We start from the raw sequence: 19,038 nt of genomic DNA on the forward strand, positions 1-19,038 counted from the left end.
TGCTCTGTGGGCGCTCTAGTCTCGGCCTGTCGTTGCACATCAACGACGCAGCTTTGACAGGCTGTAACGGTAGAATCACGCAGGCAGTCCCAGTCAATGGTGGTTGTACGTGTGGGCACGCTTGCGTGCGCCGGAACTTTTGCGTGATTTACCGCCGGTCTGTCAACCCACGTACAGCTGCCGCCTTTCTGTTTGACAGCAGGCTGGTGGTGGCACCAGGAAAATTACCGCCTAATAATAAAAGAGCCGCGCGGTGCGCGACTCTTTTATTTTAACTGATCGCCCTTCTAAAGTGACTGCAGAGAAATACTGGCGCTCGTAGAGTCTTGCTGACTATCAGCATCCATCCAGACCCACTGCGTGCCGTCGCCTTGCAAGTTATTACTGACACTTTGAATCTGAGTCGCAACGATGGTGACAGCGCCTTGTTCCGAAGCCGTAGGCCCAATATTGGTGACTTGACCTGACAGCAGACCATTGGAGGTTTCATTAACAACAAACACAGTAGCAGCCGCTTCTCGGAACTGGCACGAGATAAACTGGGTAATTTTGCTAACGATGGTCAAATTCATCCATTTTGACGGAGGCACCGAATAATAGCGATTATATTTGTTGAACGGATACTGCTCACCATTAGCCTGCAGCTGATTATTGTTCAGCCCGCTTGTATTGGTCGGCATGCTGGTACTGCCCAGCCACAGCTCGACCTGTGCGATGCCACTGTTGCTGGGCAGCGAAACCGAAATGGTCTGGGTATCGGTACCCGAAACAAAGCCCAGTGAGGCCAAGCCGGCATTGGCAGTGGTACCTGGAACAGTAATGCGTGCAGGGGGTTGGCTATTGCTCCATACCACATTGACAGTGGCATTGTTGTCACTACCTGCAGAGTTATAGATGAAAATCCCGTAAATCTGGCCAGGGCGCAACGTCGTACAGGTAGCCGTATCACCCGGAGTCAAAGTAATCCGTTGGCCACCGTTCCAGTTTATTTGTGAGGCTGCGATAGCGAAGCTTTCCATGGGATAGTCCTTTAGTAGATGCAGCATGATAGACGCGCGTACGTCCCTAACATCCGTTGCGCGTCTACGAGCTTAGTCATCACAAAAAAATATGCTACGGAGCAATTAGAACCATTGGCGATTAGCGAATAGTGGCTAAAAGCCATTTATCTTTCAGCGCAAACCTGAACACCACCTATACTAAAGTGAGTACTGGAATAGTACTTTCTACAACAGGCTGACACCCATTACTTTTTCAGCGCTCGTTGAAACACCAGACCATTTGGCTTTCACGATAGAAATATATGCGATAACGGTTGATCGTTTTATTCAGACCATCGTCCCGCCATAGATATCGCTTGGCGCTGTACGAAATCCCGAGAACGCCAATCGTCGTCCCTCGGCCGCTGAGATACTGTCAATTCCGTGCACGCCCTCACCTGGGCTGATAATTTTTGAAGGAAAACGGGGACAGACTTGTTTTTCTGCTATGCGCTTCAAACCTACAAGCGCAGGCACAACCAACGGTTGCCTGCCCCCAAGAGTCAAGCTCTCCTGCAAAGCGAACAGCCTGAAAAAGAGTCGATGAAGGTCATCAACAATCAGCTTTTACCCCTTCCTTGTAGTCCATTTCCCAAACATACTGCTGCCGCCTGTTTTCTGCGGCTGCTCTGTGGTCACTCTAGTCTCGGCCTGTCGTTGCACATCAACGACACAGCTTTGACAGGCTGTGACGAAAAATCGTGTATGGCTTGCCGTTTATGGCGGCTGTACGTGCGGGCACGCTTGCGTGCGCCGGAATTTTACGATTTTCGCCGGTCTGTCAACCCACGTACAGCTGCCACCCTTCTGAAGCCCAAGTCACCCGCCTCGATTCTGATGCTGGCCTCCATGCATGAGACGGAGGCACTCCGCGTGCTGCTTGAGTCGGCATTGATTCAGGTGCAGATGCCGAACGCGCAGCTGCGTACGTTGCACTAGGTCATACGGTATGTGGTGCCTGAGCTGACGTCATCGCGGGGCAAGCCCGCTCCCACGCCATTGCGTCCTGACGTGGGAGCGGGCTTGCCCCGCGATAGCGCCAGACCAGGCAGCAGAACACTTCAGGGAGATTCAACGATGACCACAGATACCACCCCGCCCCACACCACCGTGGGCAAGACCAAGTTCTACCAGACCGACCCGCTGTTCTGCATCGAACCCGGGATCCCTTGCCAGCATGCGCGGGACCAGGCTTCGGAATTGATGGGCTGCGTACGCGACCTGACCGTCACCGGCATCATGGAGGAAAAGCCTCAGCTGCTCTGGGCGTCGTATTACCTGAGCGCGCTGGCCAAGGCATTGATGGATGATGCGGAGTTGGGGATGAGTCGCTAGACAAAACGGCTGATTGGCCGGTGCCAGAAGCCAAGGCACCGGCTACCAGCAAGCCAGTTCCCACAGTTGCTGGGGAATGGTTTGCACAGGATGTTTGGTCTGGCGGACAAGCCCGCCTTGCCTTGCTGGCTAGACCAGTTCCTGGCGCACGTAGCGGGCAATGGCCTCCACGGTCGGGTGGATCCATATGAGCGCAGGCGGGGGCGGCAAACGCACAGCCAAACAATCAAATGAGTCACATTTGTCTCATTTGATTGATTTTAGATTCTTCGCCTTTTATCCTTGCGCCTCGACGCTGTTAACGCATGCCAGGCTGCGCGCTCCAAGCCGCCGCACTGCCTGCTGAAGTCCTTGAAACCCACATCACCCGCTCCGAGGAAATGGATATGCTGTTGCGCACTGTTGTCGCACTCCTGGCTTTTTGCAGCTTGCCGCTGATCGCCGCTGAAAGTGAAATGCCCACGGGCAAGGAGGTCATGAAACAGAACCAGGCGCTGATTCAAAACAATCTGGACGACGCTGACTACAAGCGTAAACAGATCGTCAAGGCCCACATGGACCTGGCGGGCGCGGAGAACGAAAAGTTCTGGCCGATCTACAACACCTATCGCGCCGAAGCGCTGAAGATCAACAAGGGCATTCTCGAAACCATGATCGACTACGGTCAGGCCTACAGCAAAGGCTATGTCACCGACGACCTGGCAACCGACCTGCTCAATCGCATTTACACCCTTCAGGAAGACCACATCCAACTGCGGGAAAAATACACGCGTCGCCTCGCCGATGAGATCTCCCCTAAGCGCGCCATGCGCTTCCTGCAGATCGAAACACAATTGGATGCCATGCTGGAAATAGATATCAGCCGGCAGGTCCCGCTGGCGGAATAGCCCCTCTCCTGGGCACGGCCCATGGCCAGAAAGACTCGCGCAACGCGCCCAGCCCTCATTTAGTTCCGAACGCGCACTTGTACTCGATGGCGGTGCCCGCTCGTAGCGCATCGTGCGCCCTTGGGTAACCTCTCGATGTCCACCAAGTCGCCATGGGCCGAGTGGATACCCGATCCTGCGGACAGATCAAAAGCCCAGCACGCAGCTGGGCTCGGCCTGACAACTCGCTCACTCAGGCCTGCGCGCCGGGTCGTCTGGATTGCGCTGCTGTCCCATGCCCTCGCCTTCCTCTTCCTCATCCATGAGCGGATCGTCCTCCACTGGGTCAGGCGTCGTGGGATCGTCTGGGTTGGTGCCACCCTGCTCTCTCGGATCGGTGCTCATCGCTGCATACCTCGGAAGGAATTGCTGGATACCACACCTGATTTGAAAAAGAGGCTCACGGGCTCGTTCGATTTTCCGTCGCGCCGCCGGTCGTCTTGGCGTCAGGCCCCGAAGTCGTAGGATTTTTTTCTTTGCCCCACCCATTGGTCATCATTGGCAAGAGGAAGAGCTGCCCATGCGACCGGTGGCGCGAAATACCGGTGTACACGTTCAGCGTAAGGCACCGGCCAGCACCTGATTGCCGATCAAACCGGACGAATCTCGCCATGCTTGGTAAACTGGCAGCCATTCATTCTTCACATTGCCTGCCAGCGCCCCTGCCGTCTGGCTTCGCTGAGTTCGTGCCCCTCACTTATGCATTCTCAAGCCGCTACCTCCACTGCACCACGCCCCGAGCCCTCCCGCCGCTTCTCCGTGGCGCCGATGATGGATTGGGCAGGTTTTTCCTGAAAGCCTTGATTCATGAGGCCTAGCGAACCTCTAACACGCAGGCGTACCAATTTTGTACCAACGACACCCTTAAGGTCTTCGCTGTGCGGTCCAGCAACCTACCCTCCACGCTCATCCCGATACGCTCTCCTCTTGATCATAAACGGCTGCTAGGTGACCATTGCCACCGAAAAGCGGGACGGGCCCACTGATGGGCTGGTGCCTGCAGCCAACAAGGAAAAGCGATGGCTGGACTTCAAGATATTGAAAGGAGCTAAAGTTGAAGCATATCGAGGCAATCGAGCGCTCACTTCGGGAAAGTGTTCCCTCGAATCTGATTGCCAGGAAAATCTTTTTAAGCTATCCCACAGCAGCATTCAAAGATGGCGAAGATCTCGAATTTGAGATTCTAAACAAAATCAAGGATTTTTTTGACATCCCATTTTCTGCCATCCAGATTGTAGGCTCCTCAAAAACTGAAAAGAGCCTTCACAAAGAAAACACTTTCACACCAAAAGTTTCAGATCTTGACGTAGCAATCATAGACCCCAGCCTTTTCCTCAAGTATGTTGACATTTCATACAAAGCAACAAATGGCTACTCCGACCTTACCAAGTTCAGGCGCGACTCAAACCAACGCCCAACATACCATTCATTTTTTAAATACACCACAAAAGGGATATTCAGGCCGGATCTAATGCCGCAGTGCAAGGAAGCGAGAGAGTGGCGAAAATTTTTTTCCAAAATCAGCGCCGACTACAGAAACACATTCAAATCAATAAATGCTGGACTCTACGCCTCGGAATACATTTTTGAGTCGAAGCACTCGCAACTTATTGAAGACTACAGAACATCAAAGGGAATTTAAATGATCGAATATCGAGTTCGCTCAGTATCATTGGTCACTCTCGTAAACGAAATCAAAGCAAAACGATTAATTCCAGATGCTTACTTTCAACGCAACCTAGTATGGCGAGAGATTCATAAAAAAGACTTTATCAAAACCATACTTCTGGGGTTACCCTTCCCTCAGATATTCATTTCAAAGGGAAAGGTTGACGTAGATACAATGCAGGCCACAGCATGCATTGTGGACGGCCAGCAGCGCACCAATGCGATCCTAGACTTCATCAATGGATTCTTTGAGGTGAGTGGCAAATATTATCAGGACCTCACAAATGAAGAAAAATCTGAATTTCTGAAATATGAAGTGGCTGTCATTGAACTCGACCTGGAAAATGACAACCCCAAAATCATCGAAATCTTCCAAAGAATCAACAGAACATCTAACTCGCTTACAACCATTGAAAAAGCCGCAACTCAATACGCTTCATCAGAGTACATGTGTGTCGCGAAGCTAATGACGGACGAACTGTACTTTCCTGAAGCTGTTGAATCTGAGCTTCACATAGACCCTAACGTTCCTTCCGAGTTTATAGACTGGGCAAAAAAACAAAAAGTACAAAAAATTCAGAAGCTGATGCTGGAAAAGGGAGTATTCACCCCTAGAGAACTTTCCAGGAAAGTCCATCTAATGCACGTACTAAACATAATGTCCGCCATTATCTCCGGATACTTCAACAGGAACGAAAAGACGAACGACCTGCTAGACGACTACGCATTTGAATTCGATGAAAAAGAAAGCATCGTCCAACTAATGAACAAGTCTGCAGAGATAATTCTGAGTACCAAATGGAATGCCAAATCCTACTGGCTCAATAAAGCTAACATTTTCACATTGATGGTTATTCTCTCTAATGCAATCAATGACGGTTTGAAAATCTCCCCGACAAAGCTTGTGGAAAACTTGAAAGACCTTGAAGAGAAGCTCCCCGACGATTACAAACTTGCGGCTTCAGAAGCCGTGAACAGCACGAGAGCTAGAAGCCTCAGGGCGCAATATCTCCAGCCGATTGTTAACGATTCGATTGCCTAAACTTAACTGACGACACCACGACTTTCTAGCGGAGTTCTAGACCTGGCCCAGGGCCAATACCCCAACACACCCCGATTGTGCTGGAGTATTGACGAGAAAATGCGCCCAAGCCCCATACGCAAAGGGCTTAGGCGCTTTTCTCTATCTGCCGATGAAGAGCCCAAAGGGCATAGAGGAGCATGGAATGGCGCTCAGTTGCCCCATTTTTGCCCCATGATCTGGACTGCCTTTCTACCGGACTCGCCATAACTGATCGATCCGCGTGGTGTACGAACGACTCATCATCTCGCGCCGCATCCCCCAGTCAGGGGTGTCGGGGACGCTGGCCGTGCGCATCGTTCCTCGGCCGTACTTGCCGTTGATTTCGTCCAGCATCGACATCAACCGATCACAAGCCGCCGGCTGCGTCACGGCGAACAGATCACCGCTAAACTCCCCCGGCTGCCGCAGATCCATCAGCAGAACCTCAGCCTTGCTATAGCGGAACCCCGAGCGGTAGACCTGCCCTGCCGCTTCGGTGGCGGCCCTGGTAAGCAGCAGCGTGTCATTGGTTGGGTATGGCAGCTCGACCAATGCGCCCTTGGCATACTTGGCTTCGTCCGGGTTGAACATCCCAGTACGGATGCTGACCCGCATGCGCTTGCATACCGATCCCTGGGCGCGCAGCTTTTCCGCCGCTCGCGCCGCGTAGGTGGCCACCGCCTGCTTGATCGGTGCCAGCTCCGTCAGCCGCTTGCCAAACATCCGACTGCAACAGATCTCCTGCTTCGGCGGGTCAGCCTCATCCAGCTCGAGGCACGGTGTGCCGGCGAGCTCGCGCGCGGTCTTCTCCACCACCACGCTGAATTTGTCGCGCAGCATCCGTGGGTCGGCCTTCGCCAGGTCCATGGCCATGCGGATGCCCATCGCCTCGAGGTGCGCAGTCATTCGCCGGCCGATGCCCCACACCTCTTTCACCTCCGTGTTGCGTAATACCCAATCGCGCTTGAAGTCATCGGTGATATCGACCACCCCACCCGTGTGTGCCTGCAGGCGCTTCGCGGTGTGGTTGGCGAGCTTTGCCAGGGTCTTGGTGCGGGCGATCCCCACACCCACTGGGATGCCGGTACAGCGCAGCACCTTGGCGCGCACCTCCCGGCCGAACTGGGTCAGGCTTCCCTGCATGCCGGTGAGATCAGCGAAGCATTCGTCGATCGAGTACACCTCGGCCGCCGGCACCATCGACTCGATCAACGACATGACCCGCTCGCTCATGTCGCCATACAGTGCATAGTTGGACGAGAACGCCACGATGCCATGCCGCCGCAGCTTCTCCTTGGCCTGGAAGTAGGGCTCGCCCATCTTCACGTAGGGCTTGGCGTCGTATGACCTGGCGATCACACAGCCGTCGTTGTTGCTCAGCACCACGATGGGTGTCTTGGCCAGATCCGGCCGGAACACCCGCTCGCAGCTCGCGTAGAACGAGTTGCAGTCGATCAGCGCGAACACTTGGTCACTGGGCATGGTCGCGCACGCTGTAGCGAACCACACCCCAGATGACCAGGTCGTCGCCCTCCATGACGTGCCGCGGAGGGTACGCGGGATTCTCCGACTGCAGGATCAGCACTCCGTCACGCCGGTACAGGCGTTTGCACACAGGCTCGGCGTTGATCGCGGCGATCACGATGTCGCCGTGCTCGGCCTCCTTGCTGCGGTCTACGATGAGAAGATCGCCCGAGAAGATCCCGGCCCCCTGCATGCTGTCGCCCTCCACCTGCACCAGGTACACGTGAGGAGCACGTAGGTCGAACAGCTCGTCAAGGGAGATATGGCGCTCCAAGTGATCCGCTGCCGGTGAAGGGAATCCGGCCGGTACACGGAACGAATAAACCGGCAGCAGCACAGGGCCGCCCGTCGGCGCGCCGAGGAAGGTGATGGTCATGGCAGATCAACTCGAATGAATAGCTGTATATTAATACAGTAAACTGTCAGACCTTTCCTGCGTCAATGCGCGGACACAATGTAGCCGACAAACGAGCGAGGTAGGTTATGTGTGGGAGGCTAAGCCAGTACCGCGGTATCCATGATTTCGTCGACACCCTGAGCATGCCGGAGGCCTGGAGGAACAACGTAGGTGACGCCCCCCTCGGCCGATACAACGTCGCGCCGACCACTCAAGTCGCCGTGCTTCGGGTAGATGACGCAGGCCCTAGGGTGGACCTGGTGAGATGGGGGTGGCGTCCCCACTGGGCGAAAGACCGAGCTGAACCAATCAATGCCCGGGTTGAGAAAGTGGCCCACGGCCCCTTCTTCCGTGCGATCTGGCCGCACCGGGCAATCACCCCGGTGGACGGCTGGTATGAATGGGTGGACGAAGGAGGACCGAAGAAGCAACCCTACTACATCCGTCGGCGAGATGGACGACCTTCCCTATGCGCCTCCATCGGCCAATTCTCCGGCAACGAGCACAACGGGTTCGTGATCATCACCGCGGACGCGCAGGGCGGGATGGTCGACGTACATGATCGACGGCCGGTCGTACTGTCACCCGACCTGGCTGTTGAATGGATCGCGGCCGCCATGCCCAGCGAGCACGCCGAACAGATAGCACTCAACCTTGGCGAACCAGCTCAAACCTTCGAGTGGTATCGGGTAAGCACAGCAGTAGGAAACGTACGGAACCAAGGCCCGCAATTAATTTTACCCATAACTGCCAGGGATACCTAACCAGTATCCTTCGAGTACTAAAAGGCTACCAAACTAGTACCCTTTGAATACTAGAAAGATATCCTTTAGGTATCTTCCGATAGCTAAAGATAACAAAAGATATCTAGAACCATGCTAAGCCATGCCCCTTGCAAAACTTACGCAAGTGAAGCAAGGTGCGCAGCCCACTTAAGTCACTCAGACTGCGTAACTTATACACCCCGCGATAGGTAACAGCATCGCTAACCTTTCGGCGAATAACCCCTTGACACCCATGGACTGCGGCTTAGAGACACACCCAATAAAATCAACGCGAGCAAGCATTGACAACTACTCGGAGCTGTAGCTTTAATCATCGAGCAGCACTAATTAACCTTCCACCCGGCGACTATAAACTGCCGGGCGGACCAACTCACCCAGGAGAATGCATATGACTATCGACCTCGCCCTAATCCTAGCCATCGAGATCGTAAAGTTACTTCAGATGTTAGTTCGTGATTAGAACAGCCCTCCCAATGATTCCGGGACCCAATTCAAAATCACCAGTTCACCGGTGACCTCGGCCTTGCCCTGCCGCTGGTTGGTGTTGCTGTAGCGGATATCCAGGTACTCGAAGTGGAAGCCGTCGAAGGCTCGACGGATGTCCGGGTGATCGTTGATGCTGACCATCACCCTGCCCTTACAGCGCCGCATGAAGTCGGCCATGCGCTCGTACTCCTCGAACGGGAAGTCGACGCCATAGCCGGCGGTCTGCCAGTAAGGCGGGTCCATGTAGAAGAACGTGTGCGCTCGATCGTAGCGCTCAGCGCAGTCGAACCAGGGCAGGTTTTCGACGTAGGTGCCGGCGAGACGCTGCCAGGCGGCCGAGAGGTTCTCCTCGATGCGCAGCAGGTTGATGGCCGGTCCCGTGGTGGCGGTACCGAACGTCTGCCCGGTGACCTTGCCGCCGAAGGCGTGTTGCTGCAGGTAGAAGAACCGGGCGGCGCGCTGGATATCGGTCAGCGTCTCGGGGCGGGTCATCTTCTGCCACTCGAAGATCTGCCGCGAACTGAGCGCCCACTTGAACTGGCGGACGAACTCCTCGAGGTGGTTCTGCACCACCCGGTAGAGCGTCACCAGGTCGCCGTTGAGGTCGTTGAGCACCTCGACCGGGGCGGCCTGGGGACGCATGAAGTACAACGCGGCACCGCCGGCGAAGACTTCGACATAGCATTCATGAGGGGGAAAGAGAGGGATCAAGCGGTCGGCCAAGCGGCGCTTGCCGCCCATCCAGGGAATGATTGGAGAGGTCATTGATTGCAAGTCTTTACTGTATGGATAGACAGGTGTTAGGCTCGCCGCGCTTTGTGCACAAGGCAGGGGCCACGGCTGGACTTGCAGGAAGGGTCTGCGGGTTCGGCGGGCCGGGCTGGATGTTGACGCATCCGCCCGGCTCGCCTCTTTACTACCTGATAACTTCGCGCACGTAGGCCTGACAGGCCTTCAGCGCAATCAGTCCTCGATCGCCTTCGTCGGTGATGGCGATAATTCGTCGAGCATGCGCTGGGTCAAGTTGGGCGCGTAGGGCTCCATCCACCACGCTTCCGGTGCCGGCGGGCGCTCGCCTCCTACCGTCACAACTCTGGGCGGCAACGGATCCGGCGTCGACCAGGACTGACAGCCGCAGATCAGCAGTAGCAAGCCGGTCGCGCAGGCGAGCCTGAGCTTGTTGAGCATCGTTCATCTCCTTCCAGTGGGTTTTATCTTGGGCCTGCAGGCGATCCTCCAGGGCACGCCTTGCCTTCTGCATCTGCTCGAGCTGGTCGAGCGCTGCCACCGCAGCCCCCTCCCGCTCTCGGCTATGCTCCAGATCCTTTGCCGCAAGCTGCTGCTCATAGCCCGCCGCCTGCGTGGTCAGCTCGTTGGCCTGCCACAACCAGGCAAGCCGTGCACCGATAACGGCCCCGAACACCAGGGCTAGCAGGGCGAGCCGCGATTCGAGGCCCATCAGATCAGCACCTGCTCGGCACGCCTGTAGATCGCCAAGCGATCCTCCAGGCCATTCAGGCCGCCGTTGATGCGCCGCGTGATGGCCTCGAACGCCGACGGCCCCTTGTCGGCCAGCGAGTTAAGCCCCGCCTGGTGCCAGAACCACCCGGCCGAGTCTGCGGCATGCTCAGGGCGCTCGAGGAGTTCGGGGTGGGCCAGCAGGTCCAGGCCCAGCGCCTCGCCACAGCGCTTGTAGTTGGCGCGCCCGGTGATCTGAATCAGGCCACGGCCACAGTACTTTTGGCCGTCGCCGTCGGCCTCGGGCGTGTTACCCAGGCGTGCAGCGAGCTTGCCGGTGTCGTACTTGCTCAGGTACTGGTAGCCGCCCAGCTCGCGAACGTAGCGCAGCTGGCCCGATTCATGGCCAACCTGGGCGAGCCACGCACGCTTGCGAAAGGGAGTGACGATCCCCCACTTCACCATCGCCGCGTTCAAGACAGGAAGAAAAACGCCGGCTTGGGTGCCGGCGTTGGGGAGGATCTGCTGCAGCTGCTTGAGTGTGACGGTCATCTTGAATCTCCTGTTGTGGCCGCTCAGGCCGGGTTCACCGCTACCACCCTCAGTGGCTGGTCGGATTTCTTTTTCTTGCCCTTACCTTTGGCCTTGGCCTTGCCCTTCTTCCCGCCGTTGCACTCCACCGCGGTCGACCAGCCAGAGGCATCGAACGTCTGCTCGACGCTGTCGACCAGGTACTGCCCATCCAGCCCATCCTTGAAGCCCTGGGCGGTGATCACCCGCTCAGCGAAGAGATCAGTTCGCCCGGGCATCTGCAGGCGCACGCTCGCCGTGCTGCGGTTGAATGCCGCGAGCTTGGCTTTGGCCGCCTGCTGGGCTGCCGACTTGTTCGGGTAGATGTGGCGATCGGTATGCACACCCGGCAAGCCGGAGGGGGCGTCGTCGTTGCTCAGCTCGATGACGGCCAACTCTCCAGTCTTCTTGTCCTGATGCGTGGTCTTCACGGCCGCCTGCGCGCTGCGATCGCCGAGTCGGAACTGCCACCGGCTCACATCCGCCGGGGTGACCGTGACCGTGCCAAAGGCCTTGCCGCTGGCACTCAGGCTGGCTTCACGGGGCATGACCAGCAGCTTTCCGTCGGCCACTTTCGCCGTGCAGTCGTACTGCTTGGCCAGGCGGGTGATGAAGTTGAAGTCGGATTCGTTGCGCTGGTCGACGCGATCGACCTTCGTCTGCACCGGGCAGACCGGCGTCCAGCCGTTGCGCGCGGCGAGGTCGCGGACGATCTGCGACAGAGGCACGCCCTCCCAGCTGCCACTGCGTGTGGTCTTGCCGGTGCCACGCATGTCGCTGGCCTTGCCACGGATCACCATGGTGCGGGGCGGCGCCGAGACCTCGATCTCGTCGACGGTGTATCGGCCCAAGCGAGCCAACGGCTGGCCAACGTAGCCCAGGTGAACCTCGATCCGCGCACCTCGAGCAGGCAAAGCCACCACTGCGTCGCGGTCATCGATTCGCAGCTCGAACTCGTCAGAGTCCATGCCGGGCTTGTCGGTGGTTCTCAGCAGGATCAGCCGGTCGTTGATCAGCATCGTGATGTCCCTGCCATCAGCGACGATGCGGAAAGTGGGTTGCATAGGCCCTCCAGAATGAAAAAGCCCCGCACTGGGCGGGGCTCGGAGTGTGGCGGTGGGTCATCCCCACAGCTCGATTGTCTCGATCGACGGTGCTGCCAGTTCGGGCAGCACGATGATCACCCCGGCGCGGTAGGGCTGTGGCTCATCCGCCAACCCAGGGTTCTCCTGCAGCACCAGCTCGACCGTGCCGTTGAGGTGCCCGTAATGCTGGTAGCACAGCGTGTCCAGCAGATCCCCGTCAGACGTTCTGCATGTCGTTGCCATACTTCACAAACTCCAGTGAGAAACCCTGCTTGCGCGGGATGCCGCCGGCCAGCAGCGCGCCCTGTTCTTCGTCCAGGTTGGTCAAACACCAGGTGCCCAGCACGTCGCCGTAACCGGTCACCAGGCTGACCGGTTGCAGTCGGCGGACGATGGTGCGCAGCGCATCCAGCTGCTTGATCCCGCCCCTGCTGGTGAAGATCACCCCCTTAAGCGTGATCTTGTCCTCGCCCTGCCCGACCGCCTGCTGCGCAATGGTTCGCGTCAGGCGCTCCTGGCCGGCCCAGCGCGCCGAGGTCTGCCGTCGCAGTTGGTCGAAGGCCGCGGTATCCAGGTTGAAGTAGTAAGGCTGCTGCTTGGCATCGAGCGGCTGCAGGATCAGCAGGTGTGGGAATGGCTTGATGGCATCGGCAGCCGGCGTGGCCAGCGGCGCGAGCGCACTGGTCGGCAGGATGTTGGCCAGCGTAGGGCTTGCCTGCCCAGCGATGCGGCTGATCGCCGCCGAGGCCCTGCCGGCCTGCTCCTTCAGCGAGCCGATGCGGTCTTGCACCGCTGCCGCTCCGCTAACCACCTGACTGTAGACTGATGCCACCTGCCCCACCGTGGACTGGGCCGCGTTGATGGCTCGCATCGTGCGCTGCAGCTTCTGGCCGAGGGCCGGGCCAAGGACTGGCAGGCTCTCAAGCTCCGAAGCGGCGCCGGTCATATCGCCAACGGCACCGGTCAGCGGGCCGAGCATACCGTCAAGGCTGGTACGGCCAGCCTCCCCCGCCGCAATCAACGACGACAGCGTCGATTGCATGGACGCCATGTAGGCCATGGCACCTCCTTAAACATGAGGTTGATCGAAGAGCTGACCAGCGGCCTGGCGAGCCAGGCTTTCCCGTGACCAGGTTTCCCAGCTGTTGCGGATCATCCCCTCAAGCGAGCGGAACACCTGCTGCGGGTCCTTGACGTCACCTTGCACCGTGATCGGCATGTTGGGCATGTAGGAGAACTGCTGGTCGACCTTGGGCGGGTCCGCTTTCGGCTTGGCCTGCTCGAGCGCCTGGGCCACGACGGGCGCCGTGGGAGCGGGCGCTGCGGCGGCGATCGATCGCGCGACATCCCCTGGCGCGGCTTTGTCCTTGTCGGACTTCGCCACCTGCTCGTCCTCGCCGAACAGCTTCTTGCCCAGCCAGCCGCCCAGGCCCTCACCGCCGAGGCCACCGATCGCAGCACCGATGGCTCCACCAATCGCCGTACCCAAGACCGGCACAACCGAACCGAGCGCCGCACCTGCAGCACCGCCCGCCAGCGCTCCGGCCAACCCGCCTGCCGCACTGCCGTAGCCCTCGGCCTTCTCGTCCTGGGTTTTCGCGTTCATGGCGGTCTCGACCACGGTCATACCCGCATCGAGCACCTTCCCGCCTGGGAGCCTGCCGACCACCTTCGACACTTTGCCGACGGCACCCAGCATTCGGCCCATCCGACCAACCTCGGAAACCGCCGACGCTGCAGCTATCCCGGTCGAGGTACCCGCGCGCGCCACTCGCCCGACTGCACTCGTAGGAGCGGACCGACGCGGCGCAAGCCCGCCACGCCCCTTGCGCTGCTGCCGGCGTCGGCGCCGACCGCCCGGTTCGCCGCCTCCCGTTGAGGATCCGAACCCGCCGAGGTCCTTGGCGTTGACGACAAATACACGCTGCGGCTCGCTCCCGAGGCCAACACGATCATCGTTCGCAGCACCCGCACCGAACACCTTGCCTAAGGCGCCGAGGCCTGCATCGACCATCGGGTTGCCCGTCTCCGGCAGCTCTCCCTCGCCACCGGCGCCACGCCCCATCCTGCGGCCCCGTGCGAGGTTGATCACCCCACGCCCAACCTTGATCGCACTGCGTGCCGTGAGGAACGCCATGGCCGCCGCAGCACCCCCCGAAATGCCCAACACCAGCCCAGGCAGCTTGTCCGACAGATAGGTGATGCCATGAGCGATCTTGGTCAACCCCGTCGCCAGCAGGTCAGTGGCCGGGCGGATCGCATCGCCGATGCTACGCATCGAGTCATCCACGGCCTGGCCCAACTCGCTCCACTGCTGCTTGGACGTTTCTCGACGCTCGGCCAGGTTCTTGTCGAGGATGCCCCCTACCTTTTTCGCATCAGCCGAATCGGCCTTGAGGGTGTTGTACAGCCCCCGGTTCTGCGCGTAGGCCGTAAGGGCTGCCTTGACTTGCATGTCGGCGAACACATCACCGGTGCGCAGGCTTCTTTCCAGCGCCTCGAGCGACGCCTTGACCTTCTCCGGGTTAGCCTCCTTATCGATGTTGGCCTGGGCGTCCTTCATCGCCTGGGCCTTCTTGGGGTCGGTCTTCTCGACGTACTGCATGGCCAGGCCCATGGACGCCTCGAAGACGTTCATGCCCTTTTGCAAACCGGTGTTCAGCGACTTCTGGTAGTCGATCCCCACCTTCTCGTAGTTCTTCTGGATGTCACCGGCGCCGATCTTCTCCATCCAGTTCTTGAAGTTGTTCGCCGCCTCGTCGGAGCTGCCGGCAGTCTTCATCTGCACCTGAAGCATTGCACCCAGCGAAGTGACCGCATCCAACCCCGTGACACCGCCCTTCTCCATGCCCGCCAACAGCTGCGGAAACCAGCGCGCCATGTCGCTGGCTTCAAAGCTACCGGCCTGGCCCTGGTAAGCGATGGCCTCGAGCGCCTGCTGCATAACCTTCGGATCGGTGATCTTGGCGTTCTGCTGCAGCGCCTGAATCATCGCCGCCGTGTCAACGCCCGAGGAGCCTTGGCCCACCGCGAATTTCGCCGCCGTCGGTGCATAGGCCATGGCCTTGTCCACCTCCATACCGGCGCCGACCAGCTGGTTGATCAGGTCCGCCACGTCGTTGCGCGACATTCCGGTATCACGCGCGGTATCGATTACCGCCCTGCTGAGCTGGGCCTCTTGCGGCTTGTTGACGATGTCCGACTTGATCGCGATGTCACGGATGATCGCTTGATAGTCCGCACTGATCTTCGTCGGGATCGCCGCCAGACCGGCGCCGACGACGGTGGCACCGATGTTGGACTTGAGCGACGACTTGCCCGCATCGATCTGTTGCCGGCCTTTCTGCTGCAGATCTGCAGCTTTCGCTTCACGCCCGAGTCGCTGGTACTCCTTGGACAGCCGGCCAACCTCGACGCCCTGTTTCTTCAGCGCATCGAGATTGCCCTCCAGGCGCCGCAGCAACCCGGAGGCCGCCGCCGCGCCGCTGTCGTGCGCTTTCTTCCATTCCTCCCGGAGCTTGATCGTTTCGCCGATGGTGTTCTTCAACACCTTCGCGCGGCTGCCGCTCTCTTCGAGCTTTTTGATATGACCCTTGGCGGTACCGAATGCCGAACCAAGCGATGCGGCAACGGCCCCGCCGATTTCCAGCGCGATCGCTAGCTTTGCCATGCGCTACCCTCCTGCAGGCTCAATCCGTGAGCCACCAGACGATGTCCATCCAGGGCATCGCAGAGATCTCTGCCGCCGAGAAACCCAACTCCTTCGCCAGCCGCTTGGCCAGCTGCTTCTGAGATCGCGGGTCAAAGCTCGTCGTCTTGCACCAGGCGAAAATAGCCGGCCTGCAAACGGCTGTAGTCCTTCAGGGTCAGGCCTTCGAGGTCCTTCAGGCCGACCTCGGCCAGCGAGGCGAACAGGTTCAGTTCGCGTTGTTCATCGTCACCATTGGTGAGCTGCTGTGCAGCACGGATGTCGCGCACCGTCGGCGCCCGCAGGTTCAGCTTGTCCACCTGCACGCCATTGCACTCGGCGGGCCTGCTCAAGGTGACGATGACGCGGTCGGTTTCAAGCTGCAGGTAAGCGGGGATCTTCTTGCTCATGAGGTGTTGTCCTTATCTGTGAGTACGTTAAAGGCCCAGGGCCTGGCGTTGCTGGGCGAGCTGGTCGACGCCGTCGATCACGCGCTTCATGCCCAGGGCATCAATCTCGTAGATCAGGCGCCCGTCGACCTCGAGCTTGTAGTAGGTCACCGCAACGTTGTGCTTGATCTCGGCCTTGTCGCCCGCCTTCCAGTCGCCCATGTCGACCTCCTTCAACGCGCCGCGCAGGGTAACGATCACTGGGGTGACCTTGCCCTTGAGGCCCTTGAAGGCGCCGCGGAAGGTGCCGTTGAAGGCGGTGCCATCGGCCAGGCCGAAGAACTTCAGCGACTCCCGGCGAACGCCGGTGGTGGTGAAGGCGGCCTCTTGCTTCTCCATGCCCTGCTCCATCTCGATGGGCATGTCCATGCCGCCCGGGCGGTGCTCTTCCATCTTCAGAGTGAGCTTGGGCAGGGTCAGGCTGGGCACATCGCCCTGGAAGCTGACGCCGTCGACGAACAGGTTCAGGTTGGCCAGTGTTTCGGGAATCATCGCCATGGGGTTCGCTCCTTATGCGTTGGCGTCGAGGACTTCGGTCAGCCATTGGTTGGTGACCTCGACGCGGAAGTTGGGGTTTTCTGCCGGCGGGACATCGGTGAAGCGGATGTTCCAGTACACCTTGCCCTGCTCCAGCTGGCTGGCGGTGTTCAGCTCAGGGTCAGCGAACACCTCGAAGTTGATGATCGCGCCCTGGTTCTTCAGGTCGCGCATGAAGGCCTGCAGGCCCTCGGTGACGTCCTTGACGTAGGTGGCCGTGATCGAGCGGTCGACGGCCCACTTGTGGCCGTAGAGGATCGCGTCCATGACGATGTCCATGGTCCGCACGCGGGTAACGAAGGCCCACTTCGGATCGCTGGACAGGGTGCGGTTGCCCCACAGGCGGTAGCCGTCGTCGCGGATGATGGTGGCGATGTTGGCGTTGTTCAGCAGGTTGGCCCGGCAGGTCTCATCGCCGTCGAGGAACTCGATCGGCCGCGAGGTCCCGGTGATGCCGACGAACTCCTTGTTTGACGGCGAGGCCCAGAACCCATACTCGCGGTCGGTCCAGGCAAACAGGCCGGCGACCCAGGCCGAGCTGGGGGCATTCACCGTCGTGCTTGCGTCGGTGTCCCAATACTGCATGCCGGGATCGACCAGGAACGCGCGCTTGGCGCCGAACTCGCCGGCATAGGCCGTAGCCGCTTCGTCAGTGGTGTTCGGCCCGTCGATGATGGCAATGCCACGCAGCTTGTCGGCCAGGGCCACCAGGGCGGTACCGACAGCCTGGGTGGCACTGTGCTTGGGCGCGACCAGCAGCCGCGGCTGAGCGTTGAACCGGCTCTTGCCGTCCAACAGTGCTTGCAGGCCGGTGCGCTTGCCGTCGGCCAGGGTGCCGCCGATGATCGCCGAGGTTTGCTCAGGGAGCGTTTCCAGCTTGGCCACGCCGCAGGCGACAATGACCGCCTTGGCGCGGGTGTAGATCGCCCGGCAGGCCTTGGTGATTGCCGCATTCGGGCCGAACGCGGCCACCGCCTCGCGCTCGCTGGTGATCATCACCAGGTCATTCGCCTTGGCCGTTGCGTCGGGGCCGGGGGTGAAGGTGTCGACCAGGCCGATGATCGAGGACGACGGCAGCGCGATGGTACGCGCACCGGTGTCGACGTTCGTTACGGTAACGCCGTGGAAAAAGCCACTCATGCAAAGTCTCCAGATGCGAAAAGGCCCCGCGCTTGCGAGGCCTGGGAAAGGTGCCGCCGGCAACTGCCGACACGCGCACAAAGAAAAGCCCCGGCAGTGCGGGGCTTCATCAGGTTTGTTCAGCGATCCAGGACGGCGCGACGGGACGGCGCTCGATCTCGGGAAACTGCGCTGACTGGGGCCAGTCGCGCAGGGACTGCAGGTAGGTGAGCAGCTCGGTGAATCGCTCGCCTGAAAGCGTGGTGCTGCGCTGCAGGTCCTGTTCGTCACGGTGACGCTCACGCAGCCAAAGCACCGTAGCCACAGCCGTATCGCGCCAAGCCCGCTCGGCGGCCTCTATCTGCTCCCGAGTCAGCGCCGGCTGACTCAAATGCGCTTCCACCTCGGCAGGATTCATGGGCACCAGATCCAGCCCGATGAACTCATCTTGGGAGCCGTCCGGTTCGAACGCAAAAACCTCACCCGTTACAAGGTTCCGAAAGTATTTCATCACCGAAGCTCCGACCACGCAGAAATAGTGATCCCCCCTGTGCCGTTAACCGAATAGGCATGGCCTGGGGGGACAATGAAAGCCAGAAAAGGAGGGGTGGCGTAGCCGGCGTTTGTAAAGTGCATCGCCGCAACAACGCCATTCACCACTGCCGTCAACGACACGCCGGCCGCGATGCTGCCCGTCACCGTGACCGCTATAGGCCTACCGGTGCTGTTGGTGTACGTCGTGCTAAGCGCTCGCCACGCCTTAACGTCTTGCCAGCTCTGACCCATCCCGAGCGTGAGCAACGCCGTATTGCGCACTGTGCCCTGCACAAACGCCGTCGTCGCGAGCCGTGTCGATTCGTCGCCACCGGGTGGAGTATCGGCACGGGGTAAGCCGGTAAAGATCGGGC

21 protein-coding genes are annotated in these 19,038 nt (G+C 59.3%); 6 read left to right on the top strand and 15 right to left on the bottom strand.

Features of this window, described 5'->3' with window-relative positions:
- Positions 1–287: 287 nt before the first annotated feature.
- Positions 288–1,019 (bottom strand): hypothetical protein, encoded by a 732-nt coding sequence (locus CCOS191_RS17645; RefSeq protein ID WP_046856331.1) that lies wholly within the window; start codon positions 1,017–1,019, stop codon positions 288–290.
- Positions 1,020–1,475: 456 nt separating this feature from the next.
- On the opposite strand from CCOS191_RS17645, the gene CCOS191_RS28770 reads away from it, so the two are divergent.
- The 3 genes from CCOS191_RS28770 to CCOS191_RS17660 all read left to right on the top strand — a co-directional run bounded on the left by CCOS191_RS28770 (position 1,476) and on the right by CCOS191_RS17660 (position 3,262).
- A complete protein-coding gene (locus CCOS191_RS28770; RefSeq protein ID WP_442963680.1) occupies positions 1,476–1,979 on the top strand; it encodes a hypothetical protein in 504 nt (167 codons plus the stop codon).
- A 138-nt stretch (positions 1,980–2,117) separates the two neighbouring features.
- The gene (locus CCOS191_RS17655; RefSeq protein WP_046856333.1) at positions 2,118–2,375 is read left to right on the top strand and encodes a DUF3077 domain-containing protein; all 258 of its coding nucleotides are present in this window, start codon (positions 2,118–2,120) and stop codon (positions 2,373–2,375) included.
- Between the two features lie 386 nt (positions 2,376–2,761).
- Positions 2,762–3,262 carry a hypothetical protein gene (locus tag CCOS191_RS17660; RefSeq protein WP_046856334.1) on the top strand — a complete coding sequence of 167 codons (501 nt, stop codon included), beginning with the start codon at positions 2,762–2,764 and terminating at the stop codon, positions 3,260–3,262.
- A gap of 228 nt (positions 3,263–3,490) precedes the next feature.
- Here CCOS191_RS17660 and CCOS191_RS28045 read toward each other — a convergent pair whose 3' ends face one another.
- Positions 3,491–3,646 carry a hypothetical protein gene (locus tag CCOS191_RS28045; protein ID WP_156177654.1) on the bottom strand — a complete coding sequence of 52 codons (156 nt, stop codon included), beginning with the start codon at positions 3,644–3,646 and terminating at the stop codon, positions 3,491–3,493.
- 709 nt (positions 3,647–4,355) lie between these two features.
- Between CCOS191_RS28045 and CCOS191_RS17665 the strand changes: the two genes are divergently transcribed.
- Both CCOS191_RS17665 and CCOS191_RS17670 read left to right on the top strand, forming a co-directional pair.
- The gene (locus CCOS191_RS17665; protein WP_046856335.1) at positions 4,356–4,943 is read left to right on the top strand and encodes a hypothetical protein; all 588 of its coding nucleotides are present in this window, start codon (positions 4,356–4,358) and stop codon (positions 4,941–4,943) included.
- Positions 4,944–6,011, top strand: a complete 1,068-nt coding sequence (locus tag CCOS191_RS17670) for a DUF262 domain-containing protein (RefSeq protein ID WP_046856336.1) — start codon at positions 4,944–4,946, stop codon at positions 6,009–6,011. It abuts the gene before it with no gap.
- Between the two features lie 231 nt (positions 6,012–6,242).
- Here the strand turns inward: CCOS191_RS17670 and umuC are convergent, their stop codons facing one another.
- Entirely contained in the window at positions 6,243–7,514 is a 1,272-nt protein-coding gene (gene umuC, locus CCOS191_RS17675; RefSeq protein WP_046856337.1) for a translesion error-prone DNA polymerase V subunit UmuC, read from the bottom strand.
- Positions 7,504–7,932: a LexA family protein gene (locus tag CCOS191_RS17680; RefSeq protein ID WP_046856338.1), complete on the bottom strand. Its 429-nt coding sequence runs from the start codon at positions 7,930–7,932 to the stop codon at positions 7,504–7,506. Before CCOS191_RS17680 ends, umuC begins: the two co-directional genes overlap by 11 nt.
- A 107-nt stretch (positions 7,933–8,039) precedes the next feature.
- Here CCOS191_RS17680 and CCOS191_RS17685 point away from each other — a divergent pair, with 107 nt between their 5' ends.
- Positions 8,040–8,717 (top strand): SOS response-associated peptidase, encoded by a 678-nt coding sequence (locus CCOS191_RS17685; protein ID WP_046856339.1) that lies wholly within the window; start codon positions 8,040–8,042, stop codon positions 8,715–8,717.
- A 477-nt stretch (positions 8,718–9,194) separates the two neighbouring features.
- Here the strand turns inward: CCOS191_RS17685 and CCOS191_RS17690 are convergent, their stop codons facing one another.
- The 11 genes from CCOS191_RS17690 to CCOS191_RS17740 all read right to left on the bottom strand — a co-directional run bounded on the left by CCOS191_RS17690 (position 9,195) and on the right by CCOS191_RS17740 (position 18,641).
- Positions 9,195–9,989, bottom strand: a complete 795-nt coding sequence (locus tag CCOS191_RS17690; RefSeq protein ID WP_046856340.1) for a DNA adenine methylase — start codon at positions 9,987–9,989, stop codon at positions 9,195–9,197.
- A gap of 151 nt (positions 9,990–10,140) precedes the next feature.
- The gene (locus tag CCOS191_RS17695) at positions 10,141–10,683 is read right to left on the bottom strand and encodes a lysis system i-spanin subunit Rz (protein ID WP_046856341.1); all 543 of its coding nucleotides are present in this window, start codon (positions 10,681–10,683) and stop codon (positions 10,141–10,143) included.
- On the bottom strand, positions 10,683–11,234 hold the full coding sequence (locus CCOS191_RS17700; protein WP_046856342.1) for a glycoside hydrolase family 19 protein: 552 nt from the start codon (positions 11,232–11,234) through the stop codon (positions 10,683–10,685). The genes CCOS191_RS17695 and CCOS191_RS17700 overlap by 1 nt, the downstream gene beginning before the upstream one ends.
- A 23-nt stretch (positions 11,235–11,257) precedes the next feature.
- On the bottom strand, positions 11,258–12,316 hold the full coding sequence (locus CCOS191_RS17705) for a phage late control D family protein (protein ID WP_046856343.1): 1,059 nt from the start codon (positions 12,314–12,316) through the stop codon (positions 11,258–11,260).
- Between the two features lie 57 nt (positions 12,317–12,373).
- Positions 12,374–12,580 (bottom strand): tail protein X, encoded by a 207-nt coding sequence (locus CCOS191_RS17710; RefSeq protein ID WP_046856344.1) that lies wholly within the window; start codon positions 12,578–12,580, stop codon positions 12,374–12,376.
- The gene (locus CCOS191_RS17715; protein WP_046856345.1) at positions 12,555–13,397 is read right to left on the bottom strand and encodes a phage tail protein; all 843 of its coding nucleotides are present in this window, start codon (positions 13,395–13,397) and stop codon (positions 12,555–12,557) included. The genes CCOS191_RS17710 and CCOS191_RS17715 overlap by 26 nt, the downstream gene beginning before the upstream one ends.
- A gap of 9 nt (positions 13,398–13,406) precedes the next feature.
- Positions 13,407–16,007 (bottom strand): phage tail tape measure protein, encoded by a 2,601-nt coding sequence (locus CCOS191_RS17720; RefSeq protein WP_046856346.1) that lies wholly within the window; start codon positions 16,005–16,007, stop codon positions 13,407–13,409.
- A gap of 131 nt (positions 16,008–16,138) precedes the next feature.
- Positions 16,139–16,435, bottom strand: a complete 297-nt coding sequence (locus CCOS191_RS17725) for a phage tail assembly protein (RefSeq protein WP_046856347.1) — start codon at positions 16,433–16,435, stop codon at positions 16,139–16,141.
- Between the two features lie 27 nt (positions 16,436–16,462).
- On the bottom strand, positions 16,463–16,972 hold the full coding sequence (locus tag CCOS191_RS17730; RefSeq protein WP_046856348.1) for a phage major tail tube protein: 510 nt from the start codon (positions 16,970–16,972) through the stop codon (positions 16,463–16,465).
- 12 nt (positions 16,973–16,984) lie between these two features.
- Entirely contained in the window at positions 16,985–18,151 is a 1,167-nt protein-coding gene (locus CCOS191_RS17735; RefSeq protein WP_046856349.1) for a phage tail sheath subtilisin-like domain-containing protein, read from the bottom strand.
- A 109-nt stretch (positions 18,152–18,260) separates the two neighbouring features.
- Positions 18,261–18,641 carry a phage tail assembly chaperone gene (locus CCOS191_RS17740; protein WP_046856350.1) on the bottom strand — a complete coding sequence of 127 codons (381 nt, stop codon included), beginning with the start codon at positions 18,639–18,641 and terminating at the stop codon, positions 18,261–18,263.
- Positions 18,642–19,038: the final 397 nt, after the last annotated feature.

It is taken from the genome of Pseudomonas sp. CCOS 191 (assembly GCF_001007005.1).
Classification (GTDB): domain Bacteria; phylum Pseudomonadota; class Gammaproteobacteria; order Pseudomonadales; family Pseudomonadaceae; genus Aquipseudomonas; species Aquipseudomonas soli.